The organism is Phaeocystidibacter luteus (genome assembly GCF_008933115.1).
GTDB classification, from domain to species: Bacteria; Bacteroidota; Bacteroidia; order Flavobacteriales; family Schleiferiaceae; genus Phaeocystidibacter; species Phaeocystidibacter luteus.
The window spans coordinates 32,630-45,967 of record NZ_WBVO01000009.1; the positions used below are offsets into that span (position 1 = coordinate 32,630).

Consider the following 13,338-nt stretch of genomic DNA (forward strand, 5'->3'; position numbering starts at 1 on the left):
TCGTTGTGAAACAACGCGTTCGACCGATACTCATCAAGCTTATGTCAGCCACCGTGCTGGCTTTGCTTTATAACATAGCTGCTGGCATTATCACTTCGGTGACCCGCGACTGGCTCACGTTGGAGCTGAGTGGCTTGTACATAGATATCGCGTTCTTTCTCATTTTGATTTACCTGATTGAATACCTGCGCCGAATGTTTCCAGCCTATCGCAATAGTTTAGGCCCCGTAGGCGTCCTCGTTCAGCGTATGTTCATTCTATTAATCCCCATCCTTATCCTGGTCCGACTATCCATTCAGGCCAAGGTATGGCTAGGGTCTTGGTACACCTTCATCTCCTTCGGAACCATCGCCTCCTATCAAGCTATAGCCTTCTTTGTGTTCCTTATTTACGTTGGTTTAGATATGGGGTACGAGTTACTCGATAAGTGGAGAAGTAGCGAGGCCGAGAAAGAAAAACTGCATCGTTTACACACCCAAGCACAACTAGAAAACCTCAAAGCTCAGGTAAATCCACACTTCCTTTTCAATAGTTTGAATACACTGTCGTCACTGATTGTTGAAGATGAAGCCAGAGCCCGACAGTTCGTTCGACAGCTTAGTTCGGTATACCGATACATCCTGGAAAATCGCGAGAAGGACATGGTTACGCTCGATAATGAGATCAAGCTGTTTGACTCATATATCTACCTATGTGAAACTAGATTTGAAGACAATTTGAAGGTTGAAACACAATGGCCAGATCGTCCGACAGAATGGAGAATCCCGCCTATGACCCTTCAAATTCTAGTGGAGAACGCCATCAAACACAATGCGATCTCAACCAAAAAACCACTCAAACTTTGGGTGGAAACAAAGGGGAATCAGCTCATCGTTGGCAACAGCGATCAACCCCGGAGGCAATTGGAATCGGGCACGGGCTTCGGACTTTCGAATATTCGCGAACGCTTCGCCCAGTTGTCGAACCAAAAAATACAAATCGATAAAGTTGAAGGTAACTTTGTTGTGACCTTACCTTTGATAAAGGCATGATACGAGCGCTCATCATAGAAGACGAACCACACGCACAGCGAGAATTAAAACGCTTGCTGGACGACCTGCATGTTGATGTGAAGGTCGATGGCTACGCCGATAGCGTAGATGAAGCCATTGAACTGATCGATAACCACAGGGTGGATCTCATTTTTATGGACATTCAACTGTCGGACGGGTTGAGCTTTGACATCTTCCAAGAGATTGAGGTAGACACTCCCGTGATTTTCACAACCGCGTTTGATGAATACGCCATTCGCGCTTTCAAAGTAAACAGCGTTGATTACCTCCTGAAGCCAGTTGAGCCCGAAGCGCTAGAAGCGGCGTTGAAAAAGTTTGAAAAGAACCAGGTCCCATCCCTTCAAATGGAAGCGCTGATGAAAGCCTTTCAACCGCCACCTGCGGCTGAGAAGAAATTCAAGTCGAGATGGGCCGTGAAGGTTGGAGACAAGATCAAAACCTTCACTTCAGAGGATATTGCCTATTTCTATGCAGACGATGACTCTCTATACCTCGTTCCGAAAAACGGATCTGCCGTCATTATAGATGGCTCACTCTCTCAACTTGTAGAGGAAACAAATCCGAATGACTTCTTTCAAATAAGCAGGAAGCTAGTGGTGTCGTACCCCTCCATTCAAAAAGTTGAACGTTATGGCACTTCTCAATATGCGTTGGAATTGCTCCCTTCGTTTACAGAAAGAGTATTGGTAAGTCGAGCACGTACCAAGGCATTCATGAAATGGTTGAATCAATGAAGCGCTTTCTTTCACATATCGTCCTCTTGATTCTAGCCGTAGGCTGCAGCAAACCGCTTATCATTCAAATTGATGATTTGCCGGACAACACACCTGGAAGCGAGCCTATCTACATCACCGGTAATTTTAACCATTGGAACCCGGGCGACCCTACCTATCAAATAAGTCGAGATTCTACTGGAGGTGGATACATCGAAATCCCTAGAGGTATTGGCCATTTGGAGTATAAATTCACGCGTGGTTCATGGGAATCGGAAGAACTCGACAGTTGTGGGAACACTATCCCAAACCGTGTGATTTCCAACCTCCAAATCAACGAGGTAAATGTTGAAATTGAACAATGGAAAGATCGCCCAGAACGATTCTGTGACGGGATTGTAGTACTCATCAAAGTTCCAGATGAAACGCCTTTCCCCAACGAAATCTACCTAACCGGAGAATTCAACGGATGGCAAGCGGGCGGTAGTCAGTATCGCGCTGAATATGCGGGGGATAACATCTACCGATTAGAACTTCCAAAATCATACTCAGGCAAGGAGTTTAAGGTTACAAGAGGCACCTGGACAACCGTGGAAGTATCGGAAAACGGAAGAGATATCGTGAACCGCAGATTGACCAATGGACGTAGACAACGCATAGAGGTAAGCCTTTGGAAAGACTTCTGTCTACAGGAACATCCGTACCGCTATCTGCGAATAACAGACTTGCCGGAATCTACTCCACTCGGATCGAGCTTGCATTTTGCGTCTAACATTAACGGATGGAATCCGAGCTCAAGCGAGTACAAGTTTGAGAAAATGGCCGATGGCGATTACATCATTCGGATACCAAACTCACCCGACCCTATCGAATTCAAGATTACGAGAGGGGGCAACTGGCATACGGTGGAAACGGGTAAGAACGGATACGAAATTTCAAACCGCAAGCTGAGTTTCGGAATTCAGGACACCATCGACTTGGTGGTGCACAACTGGAAGGATCAGCCAGTACAAGGGCCAAATGAATCTGATGAAGACTACTAGCTGAGGCCTTTTTCGGCTCGACGTACAGCCCAACGATCTTTGTATTCAATCCAAGACTGCCCCCCTACTTTTCTAGCGAGATTATCGAGCTGGCGCATCACCGTTACGTTGTACAAACCTTGAAGCTTTCTCACTGGCGATGGGTCTAAAGCCCGAAGTGAAAGCGAAAAACTCCCAGACAAGTACTTCATATAATGCCACCATCCACCAGGCATAAAGAGGGTGTCTCCATGGTGCAGTTCAGCCTCCATACCGCTGACATTCTTCAGTGCTGGCCAACGGTCAAAATCAGGATTGTCGATATCGATGTCCTCTACATTGTGTACACCGAATGGAATTCGATAAAGGTCCTTCTTGTACTTCGGATCGAAAAGTATAGCGCGTTTCTCTCCCACAAAATTGGTGTGAAACACATGACTCATGTCGATATCATAGTGTAGAAAAACATTCGATCCCTCTCCCCCAAAGAACATCATTGGAAACTGCTTGAGTACGCGCGGCGCCCAATCTGGCACCTCAAAATCGTTACACAACTCAGGAATGTGTTTGAAAATATTGTAGAGGAAAATGCGCAGCTCGGTCGGACCAGATTCGAGAAGGTCAAGATATTCGGCCATTCTCATTTCCGCGATGGGCTCGTTCACCTTTTTGGAATAATCGACCTTGGAATTGTCGTAAAGCGGCACAATGTGATCTCCTGCAATCTGACGAATGAAATCCATGTCCCACTTTTCTGTGGCCACCCATTTATCTGCAAAATCTTCTAGAACTACTGGTCGACGAGGTTTGAGAAATTCACGTTCAAAAGTAGCTCTATCTAGTCCGCTCACACGAGGGATTGGTTCTAGCTTAAAGCCCATGGAAGGAGGTTTGGTTGAACTAACTTACTTTAGAGGGGTCTAAACTCTTGCTATGAATATACGGCAAATTCCATATTTCCTTGGGCCACTCCTTTTCATAGGCGCTCTACTCTGGCCTTCGGAAACTCTAACACATTCAGAACTAGCCGTTTTAGGCATACTTGGTTGGATGCTCACTTGGTGGATTACCGAAATTGTCAATTTGGCTGTGACCGCCCTACTCCCCATTCTACTTCTGCCCGTAACTGGGGTTATGGCTATTGGCGACGTAACCGCGCTTTATGGTCATCACCTTATTTTCCTCTTCTTTGGAGGATTCATCTTGGCTTTGGCTATTGAGAAGTGGAAGCTTCACCGGCGCATAGCATTGCTCATCATACGAAGGGTTGGGAGTTCACCCCGGCGCATACTCCTCGGCTTCATGATTGCCACAGCATTCCTAAGCGCATGGATTTCCAATACGGCAACCACAGTAATGATGCTACCTATGGCCATGAGCGTTCTCAAGCTCTTGCGCAAAGCAGGGTTTCAAGACAGAAAAGTTAGCGTCGCCATACTCATGGGCGTGGCATGGTCGGCAAACATCGGAGGAATGACAACTCTAATTGGAACGCCTCCAAATTTAGTTTTTACCGGTTTCTACAGTCAGAACTATGCAACGGAAATCACCTTTGCGCAATGGTTGAAAATCGGATTACCCGTAGCAATTTCACTCTTCTTTGCGGCGTACATATTATTGAGCTTGATGGTGCGAAAGGTTGAGGCCGACGTTGCATCGATCAAAACCTATTTTGCAAACGAATACCGTAAACTAGGGCCTCTAAAAGGAGCCGAATTGCGCGTGGCCATTGTGTTTGGCTTCACCGCGCTCTTATGGATTGTTCGTCCACAAATTGTTCAGCTCTTCGGATTGCAGGGCTTTACCGACACCTCAGTTGCAATCCTCGCCTCACTCGTATTGTTCGTTACACCGGCCACAACGGGCACTCCATTGCTTGTGTGGAAAGACACGAAGAAACTAGCGTGGGGAATTCTTGTACTCTTTGGAGGAGGACTTGCCCTTGCTTCTGGCATGAATGAAAGCGGATTGCTTCACCACATCACAGACCTGTTCTCTGCTCAATCGTCTTTGGGGTTGATGACCTGGATTTTCTTCATGGCTGTACTCGGTATTTGGGCGACCGAAATAATGAGCAACATGGCACTTGTAGCGGCCATGATGCCAATTGTAGCAGCCATCTCCGGAGCAACTGGCGAGAGCTTCTTCCTACTCGCCCTTCCACTCACACTGGGTTCTAGCTGCGCGTTCATGCTGCCCATGGCTACGCCTCCGAATGCTATTGTATTTAGCAGTGGTGAATTGAAAATAGTGGACATGGTTAGACGTGGCTTCTTCATGAACCTCATCGCAACCATTCTAATAACCTTGATTGTGTTCGCGCTTAGCGACTACCTTCCTTAAACTGGAGCAATTACATGATGCTTCTCTTCGGTCATTTTCTTAGGAACCGAAGCAATTACCGAGGCAATCATTTTTTCGATGACGCCAATCTTGAGCTGTGTGCGACTGTATACCACGCTTATTTCACGCGTTGGACGAGGTTCTGCAATAGGCTTGACAAATCCTTGTAGCTCATCAGATAAGTCCACCGCGGTTAGGTAAGGAATGAGAGTCATTCCGTAACCTTGGCGAGCAAGCCCGATTAAGGTATCGAAATTCCCACTTTCTAAGCGGAGTGGTTTTTCTTCTCTCTCCTCCGTTTTGTTGCACAGGTTGAGTACGCTATTTCTGAAACAATGTCCCTCGTTAAGCAGAAGCATATCGTTGATATCCAACTCGGAATTCGTGATGAACTTCTCCTTACCCAAGCGATGTGATTCAGGAATGAAAGCCATGAAGGGCTCGTAATACATCGGATGTTCGATGATACCTCTTTCATCCAATGGAGTTGCTAGAATGCCAGCATCTAACTGATCTTTTCGAAGCTTCTCAATGATAACCTCTGTCTGAAGTTCCTCAACCACAAATCTCACACTTGGCAGCGCTGTTCTAAGTTTTGGGATGATTCTGTGCAAGAGAGCTGGCGCTACCGTTGGAATAATCCCAAGGTAAAACTCGCCTTCAAAATTGCCCATAGCTTCCTGGGTAATCTGATCGATTCGCCCCATTTCATGCAGTACCACGCGAGCCTGCTCTATGATGCGTTTACCAATATCTGTGGGCGTTACCGGCTGCTTAGATCGGTCGAAAATCAACACCCCAAGCTCGTCCTCTAGCTTGTGAACCTGCATGCTTAGCGTGGGTTGTGTAACGTGACACGCCTCTGCCGCTCGTGCAAAATGCCGATGGTTATCAAGCTCTACGATGTAGTGTAGCTGTACAGTTGTCATGGTTGCGAGATTGAATCAATCAAAAACATAAAGTTATCAATCTCATCAATAACCACCTACTTAAACCAGCGAAAAGGGATAGGGAGGTTGTTCTTTTTCAGAAGGGCATAATTTCGCTCAACTGCTCCAAACCCGCCATAGAACCTTTGAAGACCAGGCTCATTACTCCCCTCGAAATCGAAGACGTCGATATGCCCACAAGCGAGCAACAAATACTCGTTAATCAGATGAAACATGGCCTGATTCTCTCGGCCAAAATCATCCATGGCTGAGAATAATAGCGTAGCCCTCCCTTGATACGTCATCACAAAAATCCCTGCAACGGTGCTATTGCGCTCGTCTTGAAGGGTCCACACCTGTCCAATTCTCTTGTGGATAAGCACGTGCATCAGGTGTCGCATAGCCGGATAGAACGCATCGTCTACCGGATACTTCTTCCCTTGGTTATCCTTGAATAATCGCAAGAGTACTTCGGGAGGATCGTGCTCAAAGATGTTCCAATTCTGCTTCGCCGCCTTTTTTATGTTGCGCTTGGTATTAGAAGAGAAGTTGGAATAGAGGTTCTCATAAGACCCCGCTACTCGGAGTATGAGGTTGACGTTCTCTTTTGTCTGCCATGCGCTCGGAACTTTGGAAATGTCATTTCGCGCATTCGTGTAAAACTCGATGTACTTGAGCTCTGCAGGAATAGCTTCCAGGAACCGATTGAGCACTTCTGGTCTATCTGCATCTTTTCCAGTTATGCCTTGTTGCTGAATTCCAAAGGGACGAAATACATAATGCTGCCTGAACTTCTCTCTTCGGCTAAGGGGCATGACGGTTTCATAATCGCCGAGTACAAGGGCATCCCAATCGACACCGAGCGTGTCGAGATACCAACTCGTGTTATAAATCAGCCCTTCCGGGTCAGCCTTAATGCAGGCATCCCATTTATCTGTATCAAGTTCAGCAGCAGGAACGAATCGGATTTCACTCATTTCGTGATGTACTTGAGAAGTTTCACGTATACATCATTCCATCCGCGCCATTCAGACGCCGCTTCAGAAAAGATTCGATTGTGCCAGACGGTTATCAAGTGACCATTCACAGCCTTTACTTCATCCACTAGTGGTTGAATATATTCGAAGGCATCTTTTGCGTCGACATTCTTGTAATAAATGAGTGTTCCATCCATAGCTGCAAAAGGAAACATCTTTAAACCTAATTCAGTTTCCATTTCCAGATCATAAAGGCGATAGGGCGTACAGATACTCGCTCTAAATCCAAGCTCGCCGGCATACCCCATGGTATAGTCTTCCTCGATTCCAAAATCGAGAAGCTGGCGAAAAGTCTCAGGCATCTTCATTTTTAAGAAGTGCTGGCGACTTCTTTTCACGGGCATTCTGAGGGCATCTTCCAGCCCCTTAATTTCTCTTTCTAGCACTTTAGGAGAGGCATGGCTGCCATAGCTCGGGTGGATACCTACAGGAAAGAAGTCATTGATTGCCCTTACCGCTTCGTGAAGTCTACGACTGTACATTGGAACGTTGCGATCGTACTCTCCAAACTCTGAGAACAGCATAAAATAAATAGCCGATACTCCGTATTGTTGTGCGAGGTCACGCTGAAACTCAAAGGTATCGTACGGATCTCTCTTCAGACCGAAGAGGACGCGGGCCCTGCGGAAGGCATTCTTAAAATCGAGCTGACTGATGTCCTTTGCGAATCCACCAAGCGTTCTAAAACCACCTTTGCCTTTGTAGGCGTATAAGTTATCTACGTCAACTGTAGACGTATACTTGAATGTTCGTTCTTCAAACTCCCATCTCGGATCGGCTTCCAAAAGCTTGCGCTTGAGCTGAAGTGCCCAATGATTCACGACCGGCTTCTGTAAAAATCCGTGTTGGTGCGCGAGACTTTCTTCGTGGGGATATCTATCGTGTACGTCGCTGATGTTCGGCAAATACTCCTCGTATCTACTCACCAGGTAAAAAGAGGCCGCGAAGATGTCGAACGGCACGAAACTCTGATTGCTGGTAGCAAAAAAATACGGCAAACCGTCTTCCTCAAAATGCACGTTCAAGTCCTGTTCTGAGATATCTTTCTCAAACAATAGCTCAACGTTGAAAATCGAAGGTACTCCCTCGAGCTTCTTTCTTCCGTAAATCAGCCTTGGACCTTCAAACTCGGAGAAAGCCTCCCACTTGTCGGTAATTCGGATTCCCTCCACCAAGAGAGTATCTCTCAAAACGAGATTGATGGCATAGGCCACTCTTGGAGTTAGCTTGTCGACATAAACACGCATTATGCGAAGATGCTAAATTCCATCGACGAAAGATTTGAGTCGCTCGTAAAAAAGCTTGGTCAGTTTGTAGTCGGGTCTTTGATCTCCTTTCCGAATGGCAGGAAAGGCACGTAGTAAGGACCCTCTCATTTCATCTGGTAGGAACAAATGCTTTTGATGAACGGCTATCCACCATTTCATTTCGTGAAGTGATTTTGGCGGATTGGCATTCCACCTTTTCTGGAGGTCCGATTCTTCGTCACTTTCCGATGAGTTCGTCTGCAAGAATGTCTTCGCCTCCATGAGTGCTCTCCGAATGGCAACATCATCAATGCGATTGAGATAAGCCGAAAAGAAAATACGTTTATTCAGCTCCGCCCATCGCAGGCTCCAAACTCCGTTGGGCCGGGTGTGCAATTGATTTTGAAAGCTCACTAGGCTCTAAAATGAGTGTAGATAGATTCTATGATTTGTGCGGCCGCCATGCCATCACCATAGAGCGAAGGGAAATCTGATGGTGGATTGTCTAACCACTCCTCCCCTTTCCGCAGTATTTCATCGGCATCATCATTCACGAGCACAGCATTTCCCGTTTTCAGCATCTCCGTCCATTCTGTCTCTGCTCGGGTAATCATTACCGGTTTCTTTACGAAGTAGGCCTCTTTCTGAAGACCTCCAGAATCCGTGATTACAAAATTCGAATGCGAAAGAAGATTGATCATAGCAGGATACGCCACCGGCTCGATGACCCAAACGTTGGATTCATCGAGATCTTGGCGAAGCTTCTTGGTCAGATTTTTCGCCGTGCGCGGATGAATGGGAAATACGACCTCCACAATTTCGGACAGATCCATCACGGCATGAAGTATGGTCTCTAGCCTTTGCGGGTTATCTGTATTAAAGTTTCTATGCAGCGTAAACACCGCATATTCACCAGCCTCCCACAACCTCGTTTTCTGTTTCTTCATGGACCATTGCGCCACGTCGAGCATGATATCTCCGGTGCGCTCTACATAGCGAACGCCAGGGGAGTTATTCAATCCTTCAGTTTCTAGATTGGCGATGGCAGAATCGGTTGGACAAAACAACCAAGTGGACAGCTTGTCCGTCTGCACACGATTGAACTCCTCCGGCATCTCAGGATTGTAAGATCGAAGTCCGGCCTCTACATGTGCCACCGGAATGTTCATCGCTCTAGCTGCTAAGGCGCCTCCTAGGGTCGTATAGGTATCTCCATAAAGAATGACTGCATCGGGAGATTCAGCTTTTAATACCCGTTCAAACGACTTTCTAATGGCGTCCACCACATGCTCGGCCGATTCATTACGGATTCCGAGGTTGTGCTTCGGTTTTGGTATTCCGAGATCTTTGAAGAACACATCCGACATGTTCTTGTCATAGTGCTGGCCGCTATGTACCAGGATTTCTTCGAAACGTTTATCGCCTTGCAGGATTCTCGAAATAGCTGACGCTTTGATGAACTGGGGTCGAGCTCCAACGAGGTTGATAATTCTGTGCGGTTTTGTCATAAGGAGAGTGCGCTAGGACGTGGTTAGCCAGCCTTCATCGGCAAAGCTAACATAATCTGTTGGGCTGAGAATAAGGTGATCCAGTATAGTAATGTCCATAATCTTCCCTGCTTCAACGGTCTTTCTGGTTAAGTTATGGTCTGACGAACTAGGTTGAAGGTTCCCACTGGGGTGATTGTGAGCAAGAATGACACCCGTAGCATGTACGCTCAACGCTTTCCTGAAGAGTAACCTGAGATCGGTCACCGTACCGGTCATTCCGCCCTGAGAGAGCTTCTCTCGAGCAAGTACTCGATTGGCATTGCTCAGGTAAATCACCCAAAACTCTTCATGCCTGAGGTCGGAAAGAACAGGTTGAAACAAATCGTATGCTTCCGCGCTGCTCTTCACGTGAATTGCGGCTTTCTGGTTATCGACTGGAAATCGCCTTCCCAACTCGAAGGCGGACATGAGTCGAACCGCCTTGGCTTGCCCGATACCGGGAACGGCAGTATAATCGTCGACGGTCCAGCGGGCCAAGTTTCTGAGGCCTCCGGCAACGACCAATATTTCTCGGGCTAGACTGAGTGCTGATTTGTGTTTGAGTCCCGACCCGATGAGAATGGCGAGAATTTCGGCGTCGGATAGAACGGTGCGACCGAGTTTGGCCATACGTTCTCGTGGACGGTCATCGACTTGCAGGGATGAGATGGGATGATCTTTTTCCTTCATGGCATGGTGTTTCTGCGAAGATGGAAAGACCGATTGGTACAAGTCGTGTGTTAAACGTTTACAAACGGATAAAAACAAAAAAGCCGCCTACCTTTCGATAGACGGCTCTCGTTTTTGTTCGAAACGATTTACAATGCGTTGACGTGCTTCATCAAGCTCGACTTCAAGTTCGCAGCCTTGTTAGAGTGAATGATGTTACGCTTTGCCAACTTGTCAATCATAGACATTACAGTAGGCAACTTTTCAGTAGCATCTTTCTTGTCGGTATTAGCACGAAGACGACGGATAGCGTTTCTCGTAGTCTTGTGGTAATAGGCATTGTGTACACGACGCTTTGCCGTCTGACGTACACGCTTTAAAGCCGATTTGTGATTTGCCATAATTAATTACTTCAGTTTAAAATAAACTTCGTGACCCGTACGGGATTCGAACCCGTGATCTTCGCCGTGAAAGGGCGATGTCCTGGACCGCTAGACGAACGGGCCAAAATGTTAAAGAACACTTTTGTGTCGTTTGCGGGTGCAAAGGTAACACCGAATTTGAATCCCGCAAGACCTTTGCTAAGATTTTTTCTCTCCTTTTGTATCAATATTCGCTTTGAACTTGAAACCTAGCTTCTTAGAAGTTGAGTTTCTTAAGTCGCTACTGAGCATCTGAATCTGCTGAACCGTGATATATCGATGACTATTGAAGTCTGGCGTCGTCAAATCAAAGTCCAAAGCATAGATAACTGACATCTCAACTATCTCGCGAATTTTGGCCGGATCGAGCACATCTCCAGCCACATTATTGAATTGATATCCGAACTGTCGCTTCCCTTCCACAAAGAAATGCTGATCGCGGTTCACGAATATCCTTCCTATAAGGTGCCCCACATCGCCGAGGCGATTAAATTTCAAACTATCCGTAAGGAAGTTGTACATATTAATCATACCGAAGTATGCTCGCATGCTGTCTTCCCTTACATAGCTGTTCTTCCATATGCCATGTGTCTTCTCAAAAGTGAAGACGTTCGTATGCATTTGAAAGATGATGATATCTCCACTGAAGCGAATTTCAGCTTCATAAGCCCCCCGATCCACAAAATCGACCACAACACTTGCATCTACATTGCAAATGTTATCGTTCAACTCTTCCGCAATTTTCTTCAACTGGTTTTTGAATTCCTTGAAGATCTCAACGGTTTGTCGGTATACATACTGCTTGGTACTCGACTTGGTACTCAGCAGTTGAATGATTTGTGGATTACAAGAGGAGTCAGCCATGGATTAGTATGCTTTAGCGAAGAGCACCCTTCTCTTTGAAGGAGCCCCACTAAAGATACACTTTCCATCTTCTTCTACTGCATCCAAAGGAATACAGCGAATAGTGGCTTTTGTAGCCTCTTTGATTTTGTCTTCCGTTTCAGGTGTTCCATCCCAGTGTGCACTCACAAAACCACCCTCGCCTTCAATGCGAGCTACGAAGTCATCCCAAGTGTCCACCTCAACAGTATTCTCTTCGCGATGAGCTAGCGCCTTGTTGTAGAGGGATTCTTGGATCTCCACCATCAGGCTTTCAATCTTGCTAACCACGTTGTCCATTTCCACGAACTCCTTCGTTAGTGTGTCACGACGCGCCAACTCAACCGTACCTTTCTCAAGGTCTTTTGGTCCGATACCCAAACGAACAGGAACTCCCTTGAGCTCATACTCGTTGAATTTCCATCCTGGCTTATGGGTATCGCGGTTGTCATACTTAACACTGATTCCCTTGGCCTGGAGCTCAGCCTTGAGTTTGTTCGCAACTTCACTAATCTGGTCAAGCTGCTCATCATTCCTATAAATAGGTACAATAACCACTTGGATAGGAGCCAGATTTGGAGGAAGTACCAATCCTTGGTCATCTGAGTGGGTCATCACCAATGCCCCCATCAATCTTGTAGAAACACCCCAGCTGGTCGCCCAAACATGCTCGAGCTTTCCAGACTTATCCTGGAACTTTACGTCGAACGCCTTGGCAAAGTTTTGTCCTAAGAAGTGACTCGTACCCGCCTGAAGCGCCTTACCATCTTGCATCAAAGCTTCAATACAATAGGTCTCAAGTGCACCTGCGAATCTTTCATTCTCGCTCTTTATACCTCGGATAACAGGAATAGCCATAAACTTCTCGGCGAAGTCACCATAGAGATGCAGGATCATTTCGGCCTCATCCACTGCTTCCTGACGTGTAGCGTGAGCGGTATGCCCTTCTTGCCACAGGAATTCGGCTGTTCTGAGGAAGAGTCGAGTTCTCATCTCCCAACGAACAACGTTTGCCCACTGGTTTACCAAGATTGGCAAATCGCGGTAACTCTGGATCCAGTTTTTATAAGTATCCCAAATGATGGTTTCGGAAGTCGGACGAACGATAAGCTCTTCTTCAAGCTTGGCATCTTCATCCACAACTACACCTTTCCCATTCGGGTCGTTCTTCAAACGGTAATGCGTTACAACTGCACATTCCTTGGCAAATCCTTCTACGTGATCGGCCTCTCTACTCAAGTGAGATTTTGGAATGAATAGTGGGAAATAAGCGTTTTCGTGACCAGTTTCCTTGAACTTCTTGTCAAGCTCCCCTTGAATTTTCTCCCAAATGGCGTAACCATAAGGCTTGATAACCATAGATCCGCGAACTGCTGAGTTCTCGGCTAGGTCAGCCTTGATTACCAATTCGTTGTACCATTTAGCGTAATCCTCGCTTCTCGAGGTTAAGTCCTTCGCCATACTATTTCCCTTTGGTATGAAGTTTGTAACTT

14 protein-coding genes and 1 tRNA gene are annotated in these 13,338 nt (G+C 46.5%); 4 read left to right on the forward strand and 11 right to left on the reverse strand.

Annotated elements, in window-relative coordinates; all coding sequences use genetic code 11:
- Nucleotides 1–5 precede the first annotated feature (5 nt).
- From F8C67_RS10820 to F8C67_RS10830, 3 genes are read left to right on the forward strand one after another with little or no spacing between them, the layout of a single operon-like run.
- The gene (locus F8C67_RS10820; protein WP_151667868.1) at nt 6–1,031 is read left to right on the forward strand and encodes a sensor histidine kinase; all 1,026 of its coding nucleotides are present in this window, start codon (nt 6–8) and stop codon (nt 1,029–1,031) included.
- Nucleotides 1,028–1,786, forward strand: a complete 759-nt coding sequence (locus F8C67_RS10825) for a LytR/AlgR family response regulator transcription factor (protein WP_151667869.1) — start codon at nt 1,028–1,030, stop codon at nt 1,784–1,786. The genes F8C67_RS10820 and F8C67_RS10825 overlap by 4 nt, the downstream gene beginning before the upstream one ends.
- A complete protein-coding gene (locus tag F8C67_RS10830) occupies nt 1,783–2,808 on the forward strand; it encodes a hypothetical protein (RefSeq protein ID WP_151667870.1) in 1,026 nt (341 codons plus the stop codon). Before F8C67_RS10825 ends, F8C67_RS10830 begins: the two co-directional genes overlap by 4 nt.
- Here the strand turns inward: F8C67_RS10830 and F8C67_RS10835 are convergent.
- Nucleotides 2,805–3,668, reverse strand: coding sequence for a cupin-like domain-containing protein (locus F8C67_RS10835; protein ID WP_151667871.1), 864 nt, complete (start codon nt 3,666–3,668; stop codon nt 2,805–2,807). The two genes, F8C67_RS10830 and F8C67_RS10835, sit on opposite strands and share 4 nt — an antisense overlap.
- 52 nt (nt 3,669–3,720) lie before the next feature.
- Here F8C67_RS10835 and F8C67_RS10840 point away from each other — a divergent pair, with 52 nt between their 5' ends.
- Entirely contained in the window at nt 3,721–5,130 is a 1,410-nt protein-coding gene (locus F8C67_RS10840; protein WP_151667872.1) for an SLC13 family permease, read from the forward strand.
- Here F8C67_RS10840 and F8C67_RS10845 read toward each other — a convergent pair.
- The 10 genes from F8C67_RS10845 to proS form a co-directional block, all read right to left on the reverse strand.
- Nucleotides 5,127–6,059: a LysR substrate-binding domain-containing protein gene (locus F8C67_RS10845; RefSeq protein ID WP_151667873.1), complete on the reverse strand. Its 933-nt coding sequence runs from the start codon at nt 6,057–6,059 to the stop codon at nt 5,127–5,129. The two genes, F8C67_RS10840 and F8C67_RS10845, sit on opposite strands and share 4 nt — an antisense overlap.
- Before the next feature lie 56 nt (nt 6,060–6,115).
- Nucleotides 6,116–7,036, reverse strand: a complete 921-nt coding sequence (locus F8C67_RS10850; RefSeq protein ID WP_151667874.1) for a hypothetical protein — start codon at nt 7,034–7,036, stop codon at nt 6,116–6,118.
- Nucleotides 7,033–8,343, reverse strand: coding sequence for a polysaccharide deacetylase family protein (locus F8C67_RS10855; protein WP_151667875.1), 1,311 nt, complete (start codon nt 8,341–8,343; stop codon nt 7,033–7,035). Before F8C67_RS10855 ends, F8C67_RS10850 begins: the two co-directional genes overlap by 4 nt.
- Nucleotides 8,344–8,355: 12 nt before the next feature.
- Nucleotides 8,356–8,739 carry a hypothetical protein gene (locus F8C67_RS10860; RefSeq protein WP_151667876.1) on the reverse strand — a complete coding sequence of 128 codons (384 nt, stop codon included), beginning with the start codon at nt 8,737–8,739 and terminating at the stop codon, nt 8,356–8,358.
- Between the two features lie 17 nt (nt 8,740–8,756).
- Nucleotides 8,757–9,851, reverse strand: a complete 1,095-nt coding sequence (gene wecB / locus F8C67_RS10865) for a non-hydrolyzing UDP-N-acetylglucosamine 2-epimerase (RefSeq protein WP_151667877.1) — start codon at nt 9,849–9,851, stop codon at nt 8,757–8,759.
- A gap of 12 nt (nt 9,852–9,863) precedes the next feature.
- Nucleotides 9,864–10,562, reverse strand: coding sequence for a RadC family protein (gene radC / locus F8C67_RS10870; protein ID WP_151667878.1), 699 nt, complete (start codon nt 10,560–10,562; stop codon nt 9,864–9,866).
- Between the two features lie 128 nt (nt 10,563–10,690).
- On the reverse strand, nt 10,691–10,942 hold the full coding sequence (gene rpsT / locus F8C67_RS10875) for a 30S ribosomal protein S20 (RefSeq protein WP_151667879.1): 252 nt from the start codon (nt 10,940–10,942) through the stop codon (nt 10,691–10,693).
- Nucleotides 10,943–10,973: 31 nt separating this feature from the next.
- Nucleotides 10,974–11,047: transfer RNA gene (locus tag F8C67_RS10880), tRNA-Glu, on the reverse strand.
- 75 nt (nt 11,048–11,122) lie between these two features.
- Nucleotides 11,123–11,827, reverse strand: coding sequence for a hypothetical protein (locus tag F8C67_RS10885; protein ID WP_151667880.1), 705 nt, complete (start codon nt 11,825–11,827; stop codon nt 11,123–11,125).
- A gap of 3 nt (nt 11,828–11,830) precedes the next feature.
- A complete protein-coding gene (gene proS, locus F8C67_RS10890) occupies nt 11,831–13,306 on the reverse strand; it encodes a proline--tRNA ligase (RefSeq protein WP_151667881.1) in 1,476 nt (491 codons plus the stop codon).
- Nucleotides 13,307–13,338: the final 32 nt, after the last annotated feature.